Origin of the sequence: Nocardioides flavescens (assembly GCF_009823805.1) — a bacterium.
GTDB lineage: Bacteria > Actinomycetota > Actinomycetes > Propionibacteriales > Nocardioidaceae > Nocardioides > Nocardioides flavescens.
Map to the genome: position 1 here is coordinate 203,666 of NZ_WUEK01000008.1, position 17,592 is coordinate 221,257.

Annotated in this window: 20 protein-coding genes and 1 riboswitch; of the genes, 15 read left to right on the forward strand and 5 right to left on the reverse strand. The window is 73.6% G+C overall.

What is annotated here, in order from left to right; genetic code table 11:
- The first annotated feature begins 12 nt into the window (after nt 1-12).
- The 4 genes from def to GRQ65_RS14355 all read left to right on the forward strand — a co-directional run bounded on the left by def (nt 13) and on the right by GRQ65_RS14355 (nt 4,985).
- A complete protein-coding gene (gene def / locus GRQ65_RS14340; RefSeq protein WP_160878646.1) occupies nt 13-555 on the forward strand; it encodes a peptide deformylase in 543 nt (180 codons plus the stop codon).
- The gene (gene fmt / locus GRQ65_RS14345; protein WP_160878647.1) at nt 552-1,478 is read left to right on the forward strand and encodes a methionyl-tRNA formyltransferase; all 927 of its coding nucleotides are present in this window, start codon (nt 552-554) and stop codon (nt 1,476-1,478) included. Before def ends, fmt begins: the two co-directional genes overlap by 4 nt.
- An 87-nt stretch (nt 1,479-1,565) precedes the next feature.
- Nucleotides 1,566-3,431 (forward strand): TolB family protein, encoded by a 1,866-nt coding sequence (locus GRQ65_RS14350; protein WP_160878648.1) that lies wholly within the window; start codon nt 1,566-1,568, stop codon nt 3,429-3,431.
- Nucleotides 3,432-3,548: 117 nt separating this feature from the next.
- Nucleotides 3,549-4,985: an RsmB/NOP family class I SAM-dependent RNA methyltransferase gene (locus tag GRQ65_RS14355; protein WP_160878649.1), complete on the forward strand. Its 1,437-nt coding sequence runs from the start codon at nt 3,549-3,551 to the stop codon at nt 4,983-4,985.
- Between the two features lie 3 nt (nt 4,986-4,988).
- Here GRQ65_RS14355 and GRQ65_RS14360 read toward each other — a convergent pair whose 3' ends face one another.
- A complete protein-coding gene (locus GRQ65_RS14360; RefSeq protein ID WP_337191737.1) occupies nt 4,989-5,675 on the reverse strand; it encodes an AAA family ATPase in 687 nt (228 codons plus the stop codon).
- Nucleotides 5,676-5,723: 48 nt separating this feature from the next.
- Between GRQ65_RS14360 and ligD the strand changes: the two genes are divergently transcribed.
- The 11 genes from ligD (at nt 5,724) to GRQ65_RS14415 (ending at nt 14,285) form a co-directional block, all read left to right on the forward strand.
- Nucleotides 5,724-6,707 carry a non-homologous end-joining DNA ligase gene (gene ligD / locus GRQ65_RS14365; RefSeq protein WP_160878651.1) on the forward strand — a complete coding sequence of 328 codons (984 nt, stop codon included), beginning with the start codon at nt 5,724-5,726 and terminating at the stop codon, nt 6,705-6,707.
- Between the two features lie 20 nt (nt 6,708-6,727).
- Nucleotides 6,728-7,393, forward strand: coding sequence for a ribulose-phosphate 3-epimerase (gene rpe, locus GRQ65_RS14370; protein ID WP_160878652.1), 666 nt, complete (start codon nt 6,728-6,730; stop codon nt 7,391-7,393).
- A complete protein-coding gene (locus GRQ65_RS14375; protein ID WP_337191738.1) occupies nt 7,390-8,124 on the forward strand; it encodes a metallophosphoesterase in 735 nt (244 codons plus the stop codon). Before rpe ends, GRQ65_RS14375 begins: the two co-directional genes overlap by 4 nt.
- 80 nt (nt 8,125-8,204) lie before the next feature.
- A riboswitch (FMN riboswitch) is annotated at nt 8,205-8,360 on the forward strand.
- Between the two features lie 77 nt (nt 8,361-8,437).
- Complete coding sequence (gene ribD / locus GRQ65_RS14380) at nt 8,438-9,505, forward strand: bifunctional diaminohydroxyphosphoribosylaminopyrimidine deaminase/5-amino-6-(5-phosphoribosylamino)uracil reductase RibD (protein ID WP_237448265.1); 1,068 nt, start codon at nt 8,438-8,440, stop codon at nt 9,503-9,505.
- A complete protein-coding gene (locus GRQ65_RS14385; protein WP_160878654.1) occupies nt 9,506-10,108 on the forward strand; it encodes a riboflavin synthase in 603 nt (200 codons plus the stop codon).
- Nucleotides 10,105-10,797, forward strand: a complete 693-nt coding sequence (locus GRQ65_RS14390; protein WP_337191739.1) for a nicotinamide mononucleotide transporter family protein — start codon at nt 10,105-10,107, stop codon at nt 10,795-10,797. Before GRQ65_RS14385 ends, GRQ65_RS14390 begins: the two co-directional genes overlap by 4 nt.
- Entirely contained in the window at nt 10,794-12,140 is a 1,347-nt protein-coding gene (locus GRQ65_RS14395; protein ID WP_160878655.1) for a bifunctional 3,4-dihydroxy-2-butanone-4-phosphate synthase/GTP cyclohydrolase II, read from the forward strand. Before GRQ65_RS14390 ends, GRQ65_RS14395 begins: the two co-directional genes overlap by 4 nt.
- Nucleotides 12,137-12,625 (forward strand): 6,7-dimethyl-8-ribityllumazine synthase, encoded by a 489-nt coding sequence (ribH, locus tag GRQ65_RS14400; RefSeq protein WP_160878656.1) that lies wholly within the window; start codon nt 12,137-12,139, stop codon nt 12,623-12,625. The genes GRQ65_RS14395 and ribH overlap by 4 nt, the downstream gene beginning before the upstream one ends.
- A gap of 46 nt (nt 12,626-12,671) precedes the next feature.
- On the forward strand, nt 12,672-12,935 hold the full coding sequence (locus tag GRQ65_RS14405; RefSeq protein WP_160878657.1) for a phosphoribosyl-ATP diphosphatase: 264 nt from the start codon (nt 12,672-12,674) through the stop codon (nt 12,933-12,935).
- A gap of 50 nt (nt 12,936-12,985) precedes the next feature.
- Nucleotides 12,986-13,834, forward strand: coding sequence for an ATP phosphoribosyltransferase (gene hisG / locus GRQ65_RS14410; protein ID WP_160878658.1), 849 nt, complete (start codon nt 12,986-12,988; stop codon nt 13,832-13,834).
- Nucleotides 13,818-14,285: a PH domain-containing protein gene (locus tag GRQ65_RS14415; protein ID WP_160878659.1), complete on the forward strand. Its 468-nt coding sequence runs from the start codon at nt 13,818-13,820 to the stop codon at nt 14,283-14,285. Before hisG ends, GRQ65_RS14415 begins: the two co-directional genes overlap by 17 nt.
- A gap of 119 nt (nt 14,286-14,404) precedes the next feature.
- Here the strand turns inward: GRQ65_RS14415 and GRQ65_RS14420 are convergent, their stop codons facing one another.
- The 4 genes from GRQ65_RS14420 to GRQ65_RS14435 are packed head-to-tail and all read right to left on the reverse strand — an operon-like array spanning nt 14,405 to nt 17,578.
- Complete coding sequence (locus GRQ65_RS14420) at nt 14,405-15,331, reverse strand: aldose epimerase family protein (RefSeq protein WP_160878660.1); 927 nt, start codon at nt 15,329-15,331, stop codon at nt 14,405-14,407.
- Between the two features lie 9 nt (nt 15,332-15,340).
- The gene (locus GRQ65_RS14425) at nt 15,341-15,931 is read right to left on the reverse strand and encodes a nucleoside/nucleotide kinase family protein (RefSeq protein WP_337191740.1); all 591 of its coding nucleotides are present in this window, start codon (nt 15,929-15,931) and stop codon (nt 15,341-15,343) included.
- Nucleotides 15,909-17,132 (reverse strand): amino acid deaminase/aldolase, encoded by a 1,224-nt coding sequence (locus GRQ65_RS14430; protein ID WP_337191741.1) that lies wholly within the window; start codon nt 17,130-17,132, stop codon nt 15,909-15,911. Before GRQ65_RS14430 ends, GRQ65_RS14425 begins: the two co-directional genes overlap by 23 nt.
- Nucleotides 17,129-17,578, reverse strand: a complete 450-nt coding sequence (locus GRQ65_RS14435; RefSeq protein ID WP_160878661.1) for a cellulose synthase — start codon at nt 17,576-17,578, stop codon at nt 17,129-17,131. The genes GRQ65_RS14430 and GRQ65_RS14435 overlap by 4 nt, the downstream gene beginning before the upstream one ends.
- Nucleotides 17,579-17,592: the final 14 nt, after the last annotated feature.

Consider the following 17,592-nt stretch of genomic DNA (forward strand, 5'->3'; position numbering starts at 1 on the left):
CAGACTTGACCGGTGATCCAACCCATCCGTCTCTACGGCGACCCGGTGCTGCGCCAGCGCGCCGCCGAGGTCGTCGACTTCGACAAGGAGCTGCGCAAGCTCGTCCAGGACCTCACCGACACGATGCTCGACGCTCCCGGTGCCGGCTTGGCGGCGCCTCAGATCGGCGTGGGCCTGCGGGTGTTCACGTGGTACGTCGACGGCCAGGTCGGTCACCTCGTCAACCCGGTCCTCGACCTCTCCGACGAGGAGCAGTTCGGGCCCGAGGGGTGCCTGTCGCTGCCGGAGCTGACCTACGACTGCGCCCGCGCCCTCAGCGTCGTCGCGAGCGGCTTCGACATGCACGGCGAGCCGGTCCGGATCGAGGGCTCCGAGCTGCTCGCCCGTGCGATCCAGCACGAGACCGACCACCTCGACGGGGTGCTCTTCGTCGACCGCCTCGACGCCGAGAGCAAGCGGGCGGCCAAGAAGGCGATCCGCGAGGCGGAGTGGTTCAGCGCCTCGGCCCCCACCGTCAAGGTCTCGCCGCACCCGATGGGCGGCTTCGCCCGGTGAGGCTGGTCTTCGCCGGCACCCCCGACGTGGCGGTGCCCTCCCTCGACGCGATCGCCGACTCCGACCACGAGCTGGTGGGCGTGGTGACGCGCCCCGACGCACCCTCCGGTCGCGGCCGCCGGCTGACCGCGAGCCCGGTCGCCCAGCGGGCCGAGGAGCTCGGCGTCCCGGTGCTCAAGCCGGCCCACCCGCGCGATCCGGAGTTCCAGGCCGCGCTGCGCGACCTGGCGCCCGACTGCTGTCCCGTCGTCGCCTACGGCGCCCTGCTGCCCACCAGCGCTCTCGAGATCCCGCCCCTGGGCTGGGTCAACCTGCACTTCTCGTGCCTGCCCGCGTGGCGCGGTGCCGCGCCGGTCCAGCACGCGATCTGGAACGGCGACGAGGTCACCGGCGCGACGACGTTCCGCATCGTCGAGGCGATGGACGCCGGGCCGACGTACGGCGTGATGACCGAGCGCATCCGCCCCACCGACACCGCCGGCGACCTGCTCGGCCGGCTCGCCGAGGGCGGGGCCGGACTGCTCGTCGCCACGCTCGACGGCCTCGAGGCCGGCGCGCTGCAGGAGCGGGAGCAGCCCGCCGACGGGGTGTCCTACGCGCCCAAGATCACCGTCGACGACGCCCGGGTCGACTTCCAGCGTCCCGCGGTCGTGCTCGACCACCAGATCCGCGCCTGCACACCGGCTCCGGGAGCCTGGACGACGTGGGAGGGCGAGCGGTTCAAGCTCGGGCCGGTCACCGTCACCTACGAGCGGCTCGCCCCGGGCGAGCTGCGGGTGGGTCGCTCCGAGGTGCTCGTCGGCACCGGCACCACCGCCCTGCGGCTCGGTGACGTCAAGGCGTTCGGCAGTCGCCAGATGCCGGCAGCCGACTGGGCGCGCGGCGTACGCCCGGGCGAGGGGGCCCTGCTCGGACACGTCTAGAGCGCGGCAGATGCCTCACCCGGAAGGGTGACAATGGCCCAGATGGGCCATGCGTGGGTTGACACGTCCTTCCTAGCCTCGTGGGCCATGACGACTGCTCGCCTCCGTCCTGCTCGTACGCTCAGCCCCGCGGCCCTCGTGCTGTCCGCGGCCCTCATCGGCCTCGCCCCGGCGAGCCTGGCCGGCCCACCGGCGGCGACTGCCACGCCGGTCGCGGCCGTCGGTGCCGCGTCGGCGCCCACTCGGGCGGCGACGACCCTCGACGACCGGGCGCTCAAGCTCTCGAAGGGCAAGAAGGGCGCCAAGGACTGGGCGAAGGTGAAGTCCTCCAAGGCCTACGCAAAGACCCTCTCGCGCGGACTGCGCAAGAAGGCCACCGCCACCACGAAGGTCGCCGCCACCAACGGCGGCACGGTGACCTTCCAGGCCGGTCCGGGCCGGGGTACGGCGAAGATCGTCGTCGGCGGCAAGGCGGTCGCCACGGTCAAGACCAGCAACAAGAAGACCAAGGCCACGACGGTGGCGTTCACCGGCGCAGGGGTCGTCGAGATCACGGTCGCCAAGGCCCGCAAGGGCGTCTACCTCGACCGCGTCGACCTCGCCGGCGGCACGACGACGGTGCCGCCGACCACCCAGCCGACCACGCAGGGCCCCATCAACACCGGGCCGCTGTCGATGGTCTCGACGAGCGCGGGTGGCCTCGGCTCGCTGTCGAACGAGGGCATCTCGGCGGCGGCGATGTCGCCCAACGGGCTGTACGTCGCGTTCTGGGCCCGCGCCGACGACCTCGTACCCGGGGTGAGCGACGGCCGCTTCCACCTCTACCTCAAGACGTTGGCCACCGGGGCGATCCGGGTCCTCGACGCCACGCAGGCCGGCGTGCTCTCCACGGACAGCCAGCCGGAGGCGAACCGCACCATCGCCTGGCGTCCTGACAGCAGCGAGGTGCTGTTCTCCTCGTGGGACCCCAACCTGACCGCTGCGCCGGCCAACAAGATCCAGGCGCCGTACCTCTACTCGAAGTCGGTCGTCGACGGGTCCATCGGCTGGCTCGCCGCGGGGGTCACGAGCTTCGCGTCGTGGTCCGGGACCAACGCGACCCAGATCGCCTTCGTGACGTCGGCGACGAGCACCTACTGCAGCATCATCCCCGGCTGCACCGGCGCTTCGGGCCCCGCGGCCGTCCTGATCACCATCACCAACGGCAGCGACTCCTACCAGGGCATCAGCACCACTGCGTCCGGGTCGCTGCGCCCGGCGGACGAGATCGCGTTCTCGCCCGACGGCACTCGCGTCGCGTTCTCGTCGACGGCGACCGACCTCGTGCCCGGTGACACCAACGCCGCCAACGACGTCTTCGTCAAGACCCTCGGCACGGCCCAGGTGCAGCGGATCTCGACCGACGCGGGCGGCGGCCAGGCCAACGCCGAGAGCTCCTACCCGGAGTGGTCGCCCGACTCGACGCGCGTCGCGTTCAGCTCGCGAGCGACCAACCTCGCCCCGGGCGACATCAACGGCGGTGAGTGGGACGTGTTCGCCAAGAACGTCGCCTCCGGCGCGGTCACCCCGGTCTCGGTCGACGTCAACGGCGCCTTCCAGATCACGGGCGGCAACTACAGCGGCAGCCTGCGACCCAAGTGGTCCCCGGACGGCACCCGGGTCGCCTTCGGCTCGACGTCGTACTCGTTGATCGCCTGCCAGTGCGACACCAACAACGGCAGCGACGTCTACGTGAAGAACCTCGTCACCGGGCGGCTGCAGCTCGTCGACGCGACGGCGGCCGGGCAGCTCGCCAACAGCGACACCAGCATCTTCCACGCCCGCGGCCAGGGTGGGGCGTGGGCGCCGGACGGCCACGCGCTGATGTTCCTCTCGCAGGCGACCAACCTGGCTCCCGCCGGGGTCGACCGCAACGCCTTCGCCCGCGACGTCTTCGTCAAGGGCGGTCTCTAGACCGAGTCGTTCGGCAGCGCCCGGGCCTGTCGGCCGGATGGCCCGCGCGCCCTGGGGGCGTCGTCTACGGTGGGAGCGTGAACGCACGCCGGCCGGGGTCCTCGACCGGGGTCGCCCATGCCTGAGCCCCGGTCTCGGGCTCACCCGCGTCCTGCACCTCGAGGCGCACGCACCATCGTCCTCGACCCGGCGCGTGCTGCTGCGCTCGACGTGCTGAAGGCGGTGCGGGTCGACAAGGCCTACACCAACCTCGTGCTCCCGGCCGCGCTGCGCCACTACGGCCTCGAGGGGCGCGACGCGGCGTTCGCCACCGAGCTCGCCTCGGGCACGATCCGGCGTCGCGGCACCTACGACGCGGTGCTGGCGGCCTGCGTCGACCGGCCGCTGTCGAAGGTCGAGGCCAAGGTGCTCGACGCGCTGCGTCTCGGCGCCCACCAGCTGCTGTCGATGCGGGTGCCGGACCACGCCGCGATCAGCACGACGGTCGACCTCGTCCGGGCCCGGGTCAACCAGGGCGCGGCCGGCTTCGTCAACGGCGTGCTGCGCGCGGTCAGCGCCCGCGACCTCGACGCCTGGGTCGAGCAGGTCGCGCCCAGCGCGCGCACCGCTCCGCACCGCCACGCCTCGATCGCTTTCAGCCACCCCGAGTGGGTCGTCGACGAGCTGGCCGAGGCGGTCGGCGAGGCCGAGGTCGGGGCGCTGCTGGCCGCCGACAACGACAACCCGCGCGTCACACTCGTCGCCCGCCCCGGCCGCTCCACCCGCGACGAGCTGCCCGGCGAGCCCACCCCCTTCTCGCCGTACGGCGTGACGCTGGAGGGCGGCGACCCGCGTGGTGTGCCGGCCGTGGCGCAGGGGCGCGCGGCTGTGCAGGACGAGGGGTCGCAGCTCGTGGCCCTCGCGCTCGCCGGGGCCCCGCTCGACGGGCGCGACGAGCGGTGGCTCGACCTGTGCGCCGGACCCGGTGGCAAGTCCGGGCTGCTCGCTGCCCTCGGCCACGAGCGCGGAGCGCGCCTCGTGGCCGCCGAGCGTCAGCAGCACCGGGCCGGGTTGGTGCTGCGCACGCTGACCTATGCGTCAGAGGGGGTCGAGCACGAGCGGCACCTCCTGCCCGGCGTCGCGGGGGTCGTCACCGCCGACGGCACGCGGCCGCCGTACCGTCCGGGCACGTTCGACCGGGTGCTGGTGGACGCGCCGTGCTCGGGGCTCGGCGCGCTGCGCCGGCGTCCCGAGGCCCGCTGGCGTCGCAAGCCCGACGACCTGCTCACCCTCGTGATGTTGCAGCGGCAGCTGCTGCGCTCCGCGCTCGACCTGGTGCGCCCCGGAGGCGCCGTGCTCTACGCGACGTGCTCACCGGTGGTGTCCGAGACCGCCACGGTGGTCACGGCCGTCGCCGGCGCCCGGCCCGACGTCGTCGTCGACGACCTCATGCCCCAGTTCGCGCACGTGCCCGACTCGGCCGGACCCCTGCCCGGCACGGTGCAGCTGTGGCCCCACCGCCACGGCACCGACGCGATGTTCATGGCCCTGCTGCGGCGCACGGACCCGGACTGACCGCTACTCCTCCTGGAGGTGGCGCAGGTAGCGGTGCGGGTCGGCGAGGTACTGCCGCCAGTGGAACACCAGGTCGAGGTCGTCCCACGTGGTCGGCCGCAGTCCCCAGTCGCCCACCTCGAGCACGGTGGCGCCCGGCATCGCGGCCAGGACGGGCGAGTGCGTGGCGCACAGCACCTGCCCGCCGGAGGCGACGACCCGCTGCAGCACGGAGATCAGGCCCAAGGTGGACGAGAACGACAGCGCCGCCTCCGGCTCGTCGAGCACGTAGAAGCCGGGGGAGTCGAACCGCTGGCGCAGCACCTCGAGGAACGACTCGCCGTGGCTGAGCTCGTGGAAGCTCGGGCCGCCGTTCTCCTCCGAGAAGGTGTACCAGCCGTGCATGGTCTCGGCCCGGAGGAAGAAGCCCCACCGCGGTGACCCGAGGCCGCGCTGCAGGGTGAGCGCGGACGCCAGCGGTGACTCGCTCGGCCGCGTCGAGTGGTGGGCCTGGGTCGACCCGCCCTCCGGGGAGAGGCCGAAGGCCATGGCGACCGCCTCGACCAGCGTCGACTTGCCCGAACCGTTCTCGCCGACGAGGAACGTCACTCCCGGAGCGAGGTCGAGCCCCTCGCGCAGCACCTGCTCGACGGCCGGCACCGTGCGCGGCCAGGCCTGCGGCGCCAGGTCGACGCGCTCCGCTGCCGACACGCGTACGACGGGATGTCGGGCGGGACGCACAGGGGCACACTAGGCGCCATGGCCTCGTCGTCGCCGTCCGTGGAGATCGAGGTCGAGGGTCGCGTCGTGCGGGTGAGCAACCCCGACCGGGTCTACTTCCCGCCGACCGAGCGGCACGGCGGTGCGACCAAGCGCGACCTCGTCGACTACTACCTCGCGGTCGGTCCGGGCATCGTCAACGCGTTGCGGGAGCGCCCGTGCATGCTCCACCGCTTCCCGAAGGGGCTGGCCGACAAGAAGGTCCACCAGAAGCGGCTCCCCGCTGGCGCGCCGGACTGGGTGGAGACCGTGCAGCTGTGGTTCCCGCGCTGGGGGCGCACCGCCGACGAGCTCTGCGTGACCGAGCTCGGCTCGGTGATCTGGGCCGTGCAGATGTCGACGGTGGAGTTCCACCCCTGGAACAGCCGCCGCGCGGACACCGAGCGGCCCGACGAGTGGCGCATCGACCTCGACCCGGGCGACGACTGCGACTACGCGACGGTGCGTCGCGTCGCGCACGTCGCCCACGAGGTCCTCGACGAGCTCGGGGCCACGGGCTACCCCAAGACCTCGGGCGGCTCGGGGCTGCACGTCTACGTCCGCATCCGACCCGAGCACGGCTTCAAGGACGTCCGCCGTGCAGCGCTCGCCTTCGCCCGGGAGGTCGAGCGGCGTACGCCCGACGACGTCACGACCACCTGGTGGCGCAAGGACCGCGACCCGCGCAAGGTCTTCGTCGACTACAACCAGAACGCCCGCGACCACACCATCGCCGCGGCGTACTCCGTGCGCGGCGTGCCGGAGGCGACCGTGTCCACCCCGATCCGGTGGGACGAGGTCGACGAGGTCGACCCGCGCGACCTCACGATCTTCACGGTGCCCGAGCGGTTCGCCGAGCTCGGCGACCTCCATGCCGCGATCGACGACGAGGCCTTCGACATCGCGCCGCTGCTGGAGTGGGCCGAGCGCGACGAGGCCGACGGCGCCGAGACCCCGGAGGAGCCGTCGGAGGAGCAGGTCTGAGCTCCTCCTAGGCTCGGGGCGTGGGCATCCAGATCACGCCGAGCATCCTCAACGCCGACTTCGCACGCCTGGGCGAGGAGGTCGCACGCATCTCCGGTGCCGACTGGGTGCACGTCGACGTGATGGACAACCACTTCGTCCCCAACCTCACGTTCGGGCCGACGATGGTCGAGGCGCTCGCCGCCAGCACCGACCTGCCGCTCGACGCGCACCTGATGATCGAGGACCCCGACCGCCTCGCTGTGGAGTACGCCGAGGCCGGGGCGCGCTCGGTGACCTTCCACGTCGAGGCTGCCCGGGCCCCCGTGCGGCTGGCCCGCGAGCTGCGCAGCCACGGCGCGCGGGCCTCGATGGCGCTGCGCCCGGCTACCCCCGTGGAGCCCTACGAGCAGCTGCTGCCCGAGCTCGACATGCTGCTGCTCATGACGGTCGAGCCGGGCTTCGGCGGTCAGAAGTTCCTCGACCTGGTCGTGCCCAAGATCCGCGCCGCCCGCGCGCTCATGGACAAGCACGGCGTCGAGACCTGGCTGCAGGTCGACGGCGGGGTCTCGCTCGAGACCATCGAGCGGTGCGCCGAGGCGGGTGCCGACGTGTTCGTCGCCGGCAGCGCGGTCTACTCCGCCGGCGACCCCGACCGGATGGTCGCCGAGCTGCGCGCCGCCGCCGAGGCGGCTGCCGGCCGGTGACGAGCGGGCCGCCGTACGACCTGGTCGGCGACGTCCACGGCTGCGCCGGCGAGCTAGACGCGCTGCTGACGCGGCTCGGCTGGCGGTGGGAGGGCGAAGGGGCGGCGCACCCCGAGGGCCGGGTCGCGGTCTTCGTCGGCGACCTCGTCGACCGGGGTCCCGACACCCCGGGCGTCCTGCGCCGTGTGATGGCCATGGTCGAGGCCGGCACAGCGCTGTGCGTGCAGGGCAACCACGAGGCCAAGCTGCTGCGCGCCCTCGACGGGGCGAAGGTGCAGACCCGCCACGGCCTGCAGGTCTCGCTCGACCAGCTGGCGCTGGAGTCGGAGGGGTTCCGCTCGCGGGTGCGCGCCTTCGTCGCCGGCCTCCCGTGGCGACTGCTGCTCGACGACGGCCGCCTCGTCGTCACCCACGCCGGACTCCGCGAGGACCTCCACCACAGCGACAGCCAGCGCGCCCGGGCGTTTGCGCTGTACGGCGACACGACGGGCGAGACCGACGAGCACGGCCTGCCCGTGCGGCTGCCGTGGCAGGACGACTACCGCGGCGCCGCCACCGTCGTCCACGGTCACACGCCCGTGGCCCGCACCCGCTGGGTCAACGGCACCCTCTGCCTCGACACCGGTGCGGTCTTCGGCGGCCGGCTCACCGCCCTGCGCTACCCCGAGGGCGAGGTGGTCAGCGTGCCCGCCCAGCGCCAGTGGGCCGTGCCCGGCCGCCCGCTCGCCTGAGGAGACCCGCCCACGGACCGGACCACGCGGGGGGAGCCGGGGCGCGGTGTGGCATAGTCGAGTCGACGAGTTCACAAAGCTCGCGTGCTCTGGGGTCGGTGAAATTCCGAGCCGGCGGTGACTGGACGAGGCACATGCCTCGGGCAGGAGTCCGCGACCCGGTGACAGCCAGTCACCGGTTGACCAGGTGAGAATCCTGGACCGACGGTCAAAGTCCGGATGGGAAGCGCACGCAGGTGTCGTCCACGCACGTCGTGGACGCCCGTCGTCCCCGGAGTCCGCGGTCACCAGACCAGCCGAGACCGGAGAGACGATGAGCACCGATCGGGGCGCCAGCCCAGCCGAGCGAGCCGCGATGCTGCGCGCCCTCGAGCTGGCCGCCACTCCCGGGGTGCCGCTCGGGCCCAACCCCCGCGTCGGCTGCGTGCTGCTCGCCGACGACGGCTCGACGATCGCCGAGGGCCACCACCGCGGTGCCGGCACCGCCCACGCGGAGGCCGACGCGCTCGCCCGGGCCGGGGGGCGGGCCCGCGGTGCCACCGCGGTCGTCACCCTCGAGCCCTGCGCCCACACCGGCCGCACGGGTCCCTGCGCGGTGGCGCTGCGCGAGGCGGGCGTACGCCGCGTGGTGTTCGCCCAGGCCGACCCCAACCCGGTCGCCGCCGGGGGAGCGCAGGTGCTGCGCGAGGCCGGCATCGACGTCGAGCAGGGGCTGCTGGAGGTGCAGGCGCGCGAGCTCAACCGGGTGTGGACGTTCGCCCAGGAGCACGGGCGGCCCTTCGTGACGTGGAAGTTCGCCACCACCCTCGACGGTCGCAGCGCGGCCGCCGACGGCACCAGCCGCTGGGTCTCGAGCCGGGCCGCGCGCCTCGACACCCACCGGCTGCGCGCCTTGGCCGACACGATGCTGGTCGGTACGGGCACCGTGCTGGTCGACGACCCCGCGCTGACCGTGCGCGACGAGCACGACCGACCGCTGCCCCACCAGCCGCTGCGCGCGGTCATGGGGGAGCGCGACCTGCCCGCCGACCGCCGGGTCCTCGACGACGCGGCCGAGACCGTGCACCTGCGCACCCGCGACCCCCGTGAGGCGCTCGCGGCGCTGCGCGAGCGCGAGCGGCAGCACGTGTTCCTCGAGGGCGGCCCGACCCTCGCCGCGGCGTTCCTCACCGCGGGGCTCGTCGATGAGGTCGTGGCCTACGTCGCTCCGATGCTGCTCGGTGCCGGGCTGGCCGCCGTCGGGGACCTCGGAATCACCACGATCGCGGCGGCGTTCCGCCCCGGGGTCACCGACATCACCGTCCTCGACGGGATCGACGGCGAGCAGCCCAACGTCCGCCTGACGCTCGTCCCCAGCACCACCACGACAGGAGCCAGCTGAATGTTCACCGGGATCGTCGAAGAGCTCGGCACCGTCGAGGCCGTCGAGGAGCAGGGCGACGCCATCCGCCTCACCGTGCGGGCCGAGACCGTGCTCGCCGATGCGGGACTGGGCGACTCCATCGCCGTCAACGGCTGCTGCCTCACCGTCGCCGCGCGCACGGAGTCCACCTGGACCGCCGACGTCATGCAGGAGACCCTCGACAAGACGAGCCTCCACGGGGTCGCACCCGGAGACGTGGTCAACCTCGAGCGCGCCGTGACCCCCCAGACCCGCCTCGGCGGCCACATCGTCCAGGGCCACGTCGACGGCGTCGGCACCGTCGTACGACGCGAGCCGAGCGAGCACTGGGAGGTCGTCGAGATCAGCCTGCCGGCCGGGCTGGGGCGCTACCTCGTCGACAAGGGGTCCATCACCGTCGACGGGGTCAGCCTCACCGTCGTCGAGGCGCGCGACGACTCCTTCACCGTCAGCCTGATCCCCGAGACGCTGGCCCGCACGACGCTGGGTCGCCGCCAGCCCGGCGGGCGGGTCAACCTCGAGGCCGACGTGCTGGCCAAGCACGTCGAGAAGCTGCTGGCGAGCCGCGGTGGTGACCGGTGACCGCGCAGGTGGTGTGGGACGGAGCCGCCCACTGGCTCCTCGACGGCTCGCTGCACGTCCCGGGCGGTGAGCTGCGGGTCAGCGAGGTGGTCGGCAACGCCTTCGGCCTGGCCTCGGCGATCCTCGGGATGCGCAGGCTGATGTGGGCGTGGCCGGTCGGCATGGTCGGCAACGTCCTGCTCTTCACCCTCTTCGTCTCCACCCCCGACGAGCCGCTGTGGGGCCAGGCGGGACGCCAGGTGATGTTCCTGCTCGCCTCGGCCTACGGCCTGTGGCGCTGGCAGCGGCTCGGCAGCGCTCCCGACGGGGGAGCGGTCTCGCCGCGGTGGGCCACCTGGCGCGAGCGCGGGCTGCTGCTCGCCTCCGCTGCGGTGCTGTACGCCGTCGCGTGGGTGGTGCTGCTGCGCATCGGCTCCTACAGTCCGCCGACCGAGGCGTGGATCCTGGCCGGGTCGCTGCTGGCGACCTGGGGCATGGCCCGTGGTTGGGTGGAGTTCTGGCTGGTCTGGGTCGCGGTCGACGCGGTGGGGGTCACCACGCTCGTGCACGCCGGCTACTACCCCACGGCGTTCATGTACCTGTTCTACGGAGGCTTCTGCGTCTGGGGCTTCCTCACCTGGTGGCGCGTGTCCCGTGAGCCGGCGATCGCCGCGCGGGCCGCCCGAGAGCTGCGAGGAGTCGCCGCATGAGCAAGCCCGTCCCGCCGGTCCAGCAGGACCCGTCGATCCCGCTCCACGAGGAGCAGCACGCCGGTGTGCGGATGGACCCGGTCGAGCAGGCGATCGCCGACGTCGCCGCGGGCAAGGCCGTCGTGGTCGTCGACGACGAGGGCCGCGAGAACGAGGGCGACCTGGTCTTCGCGGCGAGCAAGGCGACCCCCGAGCTGATGGCCTTCACCGTCCGCCACAGCAGCGGCGTGATCTGCGTGCCGATGCCGGGCGACATGCTCGACCGGCTCGAGATCCCGCTGATGACGCCGCACAACCGCGACAAGATGCGCACGGCGTACACCATCTCGGTCGACGCCCGCGACGGCGTCAGCACGGGCATCTCCGCCGCCGACCGCGCCCACACCGCCCGCGTGCTGGCCGACTCGGCGACCGAGCCGTGGGAGATCACCCGACCCGGCCACGTCTTCCCGCTGCGCTACCGCGAGGGCGGCGTGCTCAACCGCCGGGGCCACACCGAGGCCGCGGTCGACCTGGCCCGCCTCGCGGGGCTGACGCCGGCGGGCGTCCTGGTCGAGGTCGTCAACGACGACGGCACCATGAAGCGCGCCCCCGAGCTGCGGGCCTTCGCCGACGAGCACGGGCTGTCGATGATCTCCATCGAGGACCTCGTGCGCTACCGGCGCCGCCACGAGGTGCTCGTCGACCGGGTCGCCGAGACCCGGCTGCCGACCAGTCACGGCGACTTCACGGCGTTCGGCTACTCCATCACCACCGACGGCTCCGAGCACGTCGCGCTGGTCTACGGCGACCCGGCGGCGCTGCGCGACGGGGAGCCGGTGCTGACGCGGGTCCACTCCGAGTGCCTCACCGGCGACGTCTTCGGCAGCGACCGCTGCGACTGCGGCCCTCAGCTGCACGAGGCGATGGATCGCATCGTCGAGGCCGGGCGCGGCGTGGTGGTCTACCTCCGCGGCCACGAGGGCCGCGGCATCGGGCTCGTCGCCAAGCTGCAGGCCTACCAGCTCCAGGACGGCGGCCGCGACACCGTCGACGCCAACCTCGACCTCGGCCTGCCGGCCGACGCCCGCCACTACGGCACCGCCACGCAGGTCCTCAAGGACCTCGGTGTCACGTCGGTGCGGCTGCTCACCAACAACCCCGACAAGGTCGCCAACCTCGAGGAGTACGGCATCACCGTGGCCGAACGCGTCCCGCTCACCCCGCACCCCAACGACCACAACATCGCCTACCTGCTGACCAAGCGCGACCGGATGGGCCACGTGCTCCCGGGTCTCGAGGGGCTGCCGGGCGACCAGACCGGCGCGGGCGTCGGCGCGAGCACCGAGGAGGTGGCCCGGTGAGCGGCGCGGGAGCGGCGGTCGTCGAGCCCTTCGACGCCAGCGGCCTGCGCGTCGCCGTCGTGGCGGCGTCCTGGCACACGGTCGTCATGGACGGTCTCATCGCCGGCGCGCAGCGCGCCCTGGCCGACCACAGCGTCGAGGCCGAGGTCATCCGGGCGCCGGGCACCTTCGAGCTGCCCGTGGTCGCCGCGGCGCTGGCCCGCCAGGGCTACGACGCGGTCGTCGCGCTCGGCGTCGTCATCCGCGGCGGCACCCCGCACTTCGAGTACGTCTGCTCCGCGGCCACCGACGGGCTGACCCGGGTCGCGGTCGACCACGCCGTCGCCGTGGGCTTCGGCGTCCTGACCTGCGACACCGAGGAGCAGGCCCTCGACCGGGCCGGGCTCGAGGGCTCGAGCGAGGACAAGGGCTACGAGGCCACGGCCGCGGCGCTCGCCACCGCGCGCGTCGTCGCGGGCCTCGGCTCCACCTGGCCCGAGCGGTGACCCGCGCTGCCGCTCGACCGGCACCCAGCGCCTATCCTGTCCTCCCGTGAAGACGTTCGAGGGGCTCTGGGCCGAGCTGTCAGAGAAGGCCCGCACCCGACCCGAGGGATCGGGCACGGTGCGTGAGCTCGACGCCGGGGTGCACACGATCGGCAAGAAGCTCGTCGAGGAGGCCGCCGAGTCCTGGATGGCCGCCGAGCACGAGGGCCGCGAACGCGCCGCCGAGGAGATCAGCCAGCTGATCTACCACGCGCAGGTGCTGATGCTCGCGACCGGCCTTGAGCTCGACGACGTCTACGCCCACCTCTGAGCCCGGCTCCGAGACCACCCGCAAGGAACCAGCAAGGAACCGAACGACCCGTGTCCCTCCTGCGCATCGCGGTCCCCAACAAGGGCTCGCTCTCCCAGTCCGCCTCCGACATCCTGCGCGAGTCCGGCTACCGCCAGCGCGACGACGCCAAGCAGCTCACCCTCACCGACTCGGAGAACTCCGTCGAGTTCTTCTACCTCCGCCCGCGTGACATCGCGCTCTACGTCGGCGAGGGCACCCTCGACCTCGGCATCACCGGCCGCGACCTGCTCCTCGACTCCGGCGCCGCGGCCGACGAGGTGCGCGCGCTCGGCTTCGGCCGCAGCCGGTTCCGCTTCGCCGGCCCGACGGGCCGCTTCAGCGATGTCGCCGACCTCGCCGGCACCCGCATCGCGACGTCGTACGTCGGGGTCGTGACGGCGTTCCTCGCCGAGCGGGGGATCGACGCCGAGGTCGTGCGCCTCGACGGTGCGGTCGAGTCGAGCATCCAGCTCGGGGTGGCCGACGCCGTCGCCGACGTCGTGGAGACGGGCAGCACGCTGCGTGCGGCGGGCCTCGAGGTCTTCGGCGAGACGATCCTGGAGTCCGAGGCGGTGCTCATCACCCGCGCCGGCCACCTGCCCGACGGCTTCGAGGTGTTCCGCCGCCGTGTCGAGGGCGTCCTGGTGGCGCGCAGCTACGTGATGATGGACTACGACATCGCCGAGGCCCACGTGAGTGAGGCGGTCGCGCTGACGCCCGGCATCGAGGGCCCGACCATCGCCCCGCTCCACCGCGAGGGCTGGGTCGCGGTGCGCGCCATGGTGCCGCGCGACGGCTCGCAACGGCTGATGGACGAGCTCTACGAGATCGGCGCCCGCGGCATCCTGCTCACCGACATCCATGCCTGCCGCCTCTGAGGGTGGCGCCGCTCCGGCGCTTCCCCGCACCTGGCGTCCGCTCGGCCCGCGCATCGTCGGCCTGGCGGTGACGCTCATGCTCATCGCGGTGGTCGCGGTCGGCTGGTTCAGCTTCGACGACGAGACGCGCAGCCGGTTCACCACGCTGCAGCGTGGCACCCTGACCTTCTTCGGCCTGCTCTACCTGGCGTTGATGTTCGGGCTCCTCCGCTCGCGCGCCGTGGCGTACGCCGACCGGCTGGTCGTCGTCAACGGCTTCCGCCGCCGCGAGTTCTCCTGGCCGCAGATCGTCGCGGCCCGGCTCCCACCCGGCGCGCCGTGGGTCACCCTCGACCTCGCCGACGGCGAGACCTGCTCGGTCATGGGCATCCAGGCCTCCGACGGCGCCCGGGCCCGGCGGGCTCTCGCCGACCTGCGTCGCCTGGTCGACGGCGCCCACCCGGCGGGCTGACCAGGGCGGTGGATCCCAGCATCTGCTGGGATCCATGACGTTCTGGGGTGTTGCAACACCCCAGAACGTTGGGCTTCCCAGCAGATGCTGGGATCTCGGCACCATCGCGGGTCCCGACCTCAGTCGGCGAGCTGGATCCCCCAGGACGCCGAGAACGTGTCGCCGGGTTCGCCGGCGGCGGCGAGCCGCACGAGGTCGTCACCGGAGTTGAAGGCGTCGGCCGGCGCGGTCATCGGCTCGACGGCCAGCGAACGGCGGGCCGCGGCACCCTGGTCGTCGGCGGTGTAGACCATCAGCCAGCCCCAGCGCTCGTCGACCCAGAGCCCGACGGCGCGCCCGCTCGCGGGGTCGCGCACGACGACCCGGGCGAGCCCCTCCTCGTCGCGGCTCAGGTCGGTGAAGGCGTGGTCGAGCTGCAGGTCGCGCAGCGGGCGGGCGACGCGGAAGTCGAAGTCCGTGCCCTCGACCGCCTCGCGACCGGTCGGCAGCTTGCGCTCGGGATCGGCGAGCAGCCGGGTCGCGGCAGGCACGGTGACCTCCCACCCGTCGACCGGGCCCGGGCCGACGCTCAGGTAGGGATGCGCGCCCTGGGCGTACGGCGCCGCCGAGTCCGACAGGTTGGTGGCGCTCTGCGTGACGGTGAGCCCCTCGGCGGACAGGTCGTAGACGACGTGCACGTCGAGCGTCCACGGGTAGCCGGTCTGCGCCATCAGCCGGTAGCCCAGGGAGACCGAGTGGCTGGTGTGCTCCTCGAGGCTCCACGCGGCCCAGCGGACCAGGCCGTGGGAGGCGTTGTGGCGGGCCGGCTCGGTGAGGCCGAGCTGGAGGTCGCGGCCCTCCCAGGTGTAGGCGCCGTCGCGGATCCGGTTGGGCCAGGGCATCAGCAGCTGACCGCGGCCACCGGAGGCCATCCGACCCTCGTCGAACCCGTCGAGCAGCGGCACGCCGTCGTGCTCGAGCACCCGCAGCGCACCACCGCTCTCGGTGACGACGGCGCGGTAGCCGTTGGCCGAGATCTCGAACTGCTCGCCGCTGGGAGGGACCACACGCTCAACCTACGACGGCGTCGGCCTCACCCGTGGCGGGGTCCGCCCCGTGCCGTCGACGAGCACGTCGGCGCGGCTGCGGGTGCCCTCGGCGGCGAAGAGCGCGCGCTCGTCCTCGACGAACTGCAGCCAGTGGTCGCGCATCTGCTCGCCGTCGCGCTCCAGCCCGCGCACGAGCCGCAGGTCCTCGGTGGCCTCGACCCAGACGAGCACGGTGCAGGCCCAGGCGGCCGCGCGGGCGCCGCTCCCGACGCCCTCGACCACGAGCCACGGCGCGGCCGGCACGGACACCCGGTCGGTGTAGCGGTCGGCGTGCCAGTCGAAGCGGTCGTACGCCGCGTCGCGGCCGCTGGCGAGGTCGTCGACCAGGGCGGCGAGCTGGCGGCCGACGGCGTCGAGCCCGCGCCAGCCGGACATCAGGTCGTCGCCGTGCACCACCTGGGCGCCGGTGAGCGTCGCGACCTCGGCGGCCAGGGTCGTCTTGCCCGAGCCGGCCGGTCCGTCGATGCAGACGAGCCTGGTGCCGCCGGCCGCCGGCGCGCGTCGGCCGGCCAGGTCGACGACGACCGCGGCGACGTCAGAAGGCGAGCCCGTGGCCACGGTAGGTCGGCACCTCGTCGGTGAAGGTGTCGCCGGACAGCAGCTGCACGGCGGTGGTGTGCTCGAACAGCTCGCCCGACTTGGCGTGGCGGAACCACACCAGGTCGCCGATCGCGAGCCCGCCGGCCGGGTGGCCGGTCAGCGGCGTCTGCACCTCGCCCGCGCCCTCGAGCCCGGTGAGCTGCAACCCGGCCGGTGCCCACGGGGTCGGCAGCCGGTCGCGTCCGCTGGCCCCCGAGGCGACCAGGCCGCCGCCGTGGACCGTGGCGACGTCGGCCGAGGGGCGGCGGGTGACCGGGAGCCCGAAGAACGCCGCGGGCCGCGGGTCGAACGACGCGTAGTGGTCGAAGAGCGTGGGGGCGAGCAGTCCCGAGCCGGCGGACACCTCGGTCACGACCGGGTCGGCCGCAGCCTCCTCGACGTCGCCCGACCCCCCGGCGTTCCAGAGCTCCAGCCGGACGCCGTCGGCCGCGAGCGCGTCGGAGATCGAACGGCGGCGCTCCTGGAGCTGGGTGAGCGACAGGGCCTTGATGCGGCGTACGACGACGCTCTTGGCGCGCTGGGTCGGCACCTGGTCCTGGACCCCGGCGACCTGGCCCTCGTAGGTCATCGCCCCGACCAGGCGGAACCCGTCGCGATCGCGCACCGCGCGGGCCAGCGCGAGCACGTCCTGGGCGTCGTAGAGCGGCGAACGCTTGGGTCCGACGTGCTGACGCCCCATGCGCAGGCCCGCGTCGACGTCGATCGCGACCCGGACGGGCACGGCGTGCGAGGCACGCACCGAGTCGACCACGTCGAGGTGGGCGACGTCGTCGACCATCAGCGTGACGCGGGCGGCGGCGGTCGGGGAGGCCACGAGGCGCTGCAGCGCGGCCCGGTCGACGGTGGGGTAGGCGACGAGCAGGTCGTCGCACACGCCGGCGCCCTCGAGCCACAGGGCCTCGGCGAGGGTGAAGGCGAGCACGCCGCGGAACCCGTCGCGCGCCAGGGCCCGCTCGATGAGCGCCGGCACCCGCAGCGACTTCGACGCCACCCGGATCGGCACGCCGTGGGCGCGGCGCAGCAGGTCGTCGGCGTTGGCGTCGAACGCGTCGAGGTCCACGACGACGAGCGGGGTGCTCATCGGCTCCGGGTGCGCCGCGACGGCGGCTCCGAGCCGGGCCCAGAGCCGGTTGCGCTCGAACGCGCTGGACGCGCTCACTCGATGCCCCGGCGGCGCAGCAGCGCCTCGATGTCGGCCATGTCGTCACCCGCCGTGTCACGCGCGCCGCCGGCCCCGGGGGCCGGTGTGCGGGACGCCGGGATCTGCGCAGTACGACGCGCCGCGGGGCGGGCGGGTGCACCACCGAGCTCTCGGGCCCGCAGCCCGCCGGCGACCACGAAGCACAGCGCGGCGACCCCGAGCACGCCGAGCCCGATCCACGTCAGCGGGTCCCATGCGAGCCCGCCCGCCCACGAGCCGACCGCGTCGACGATGCGCGTGACCATGCGCAGCGAGTCGGTGAGCAGCAGCCCCAGCGGCACGAGCGTGAGCCCCAGCATGCGCAGCCCGGCCACTGCGCTGCGGCGCCGGAACGCCCACGCCGTGCCCAGCCCTCCGACGGCGGTCAGGGTCAGCGTCAGAGCGCCCCAGGCCACGGTGTCCATGAGATCCAGCCTAG

Excerpts from the sequence above, each read along its gene's own strand:
- GRQ65_RS14350 (WP_160878648.1), top strand. The coding sequence starts at position 1,566 with ATGACGACTGCTCGCCTCCGTCCTGCTCGTACGCTCAGCCCCGCGGCC.
- GRQ65_RS14355 (WP_160878649.1), top strand. The coding sequence starts at position 3,549 with ATGCCTGAGCCCCGGTCTCGGGCTCACCCGCGTCCTGCACCTCGAGGC.
- ligD (WP_160878651.1), top strand. The coding sequence starts at position 5,724 with ATGGCCTCGTCGTCGCCGTCCGTGGAGATCGAGGTCGAGGGTCGCGTC.
- ribD (WP_237448265.1), top strand. The coding sequence starts at position 8,438 with ATGAGCACCGATCGGGGCGCCAGCCCAGCCGAGCGAGCCGCGATGCTG.
- GRQ65_RS14385 (WP_160878654.1), top strand. The coding sequence starts at position 9,506 with ATGTTCACCGGGATCGTCGAAGAGCTCGGCACCGTCGAGGCCGTCGAG.
- GRQ65_RS14395 (WP_160878655.1), top strand. The coding sequence starts at position 10,794 with ATGAGCAAGCCCGTCCCGCCGGTCCAGCAGGACCCGTCGATCCCGCTC.
- GRQ65_RS14415 (WP_160878659.1), top strand. The coding sequence starts at position 13,818 with ATGCCTGCCGCCTCTGAGGGTGGCGCCGCTCCGGCGCTTCCCCGCACC.
- GRQ65_RS14435 (WP_160878661.1), bottom strand. The coding sequence starts at position 17,578 with ATGGACACCGTGGCCTGGGGCGCTCTGACGCTGACCCTGACCGCCGTC.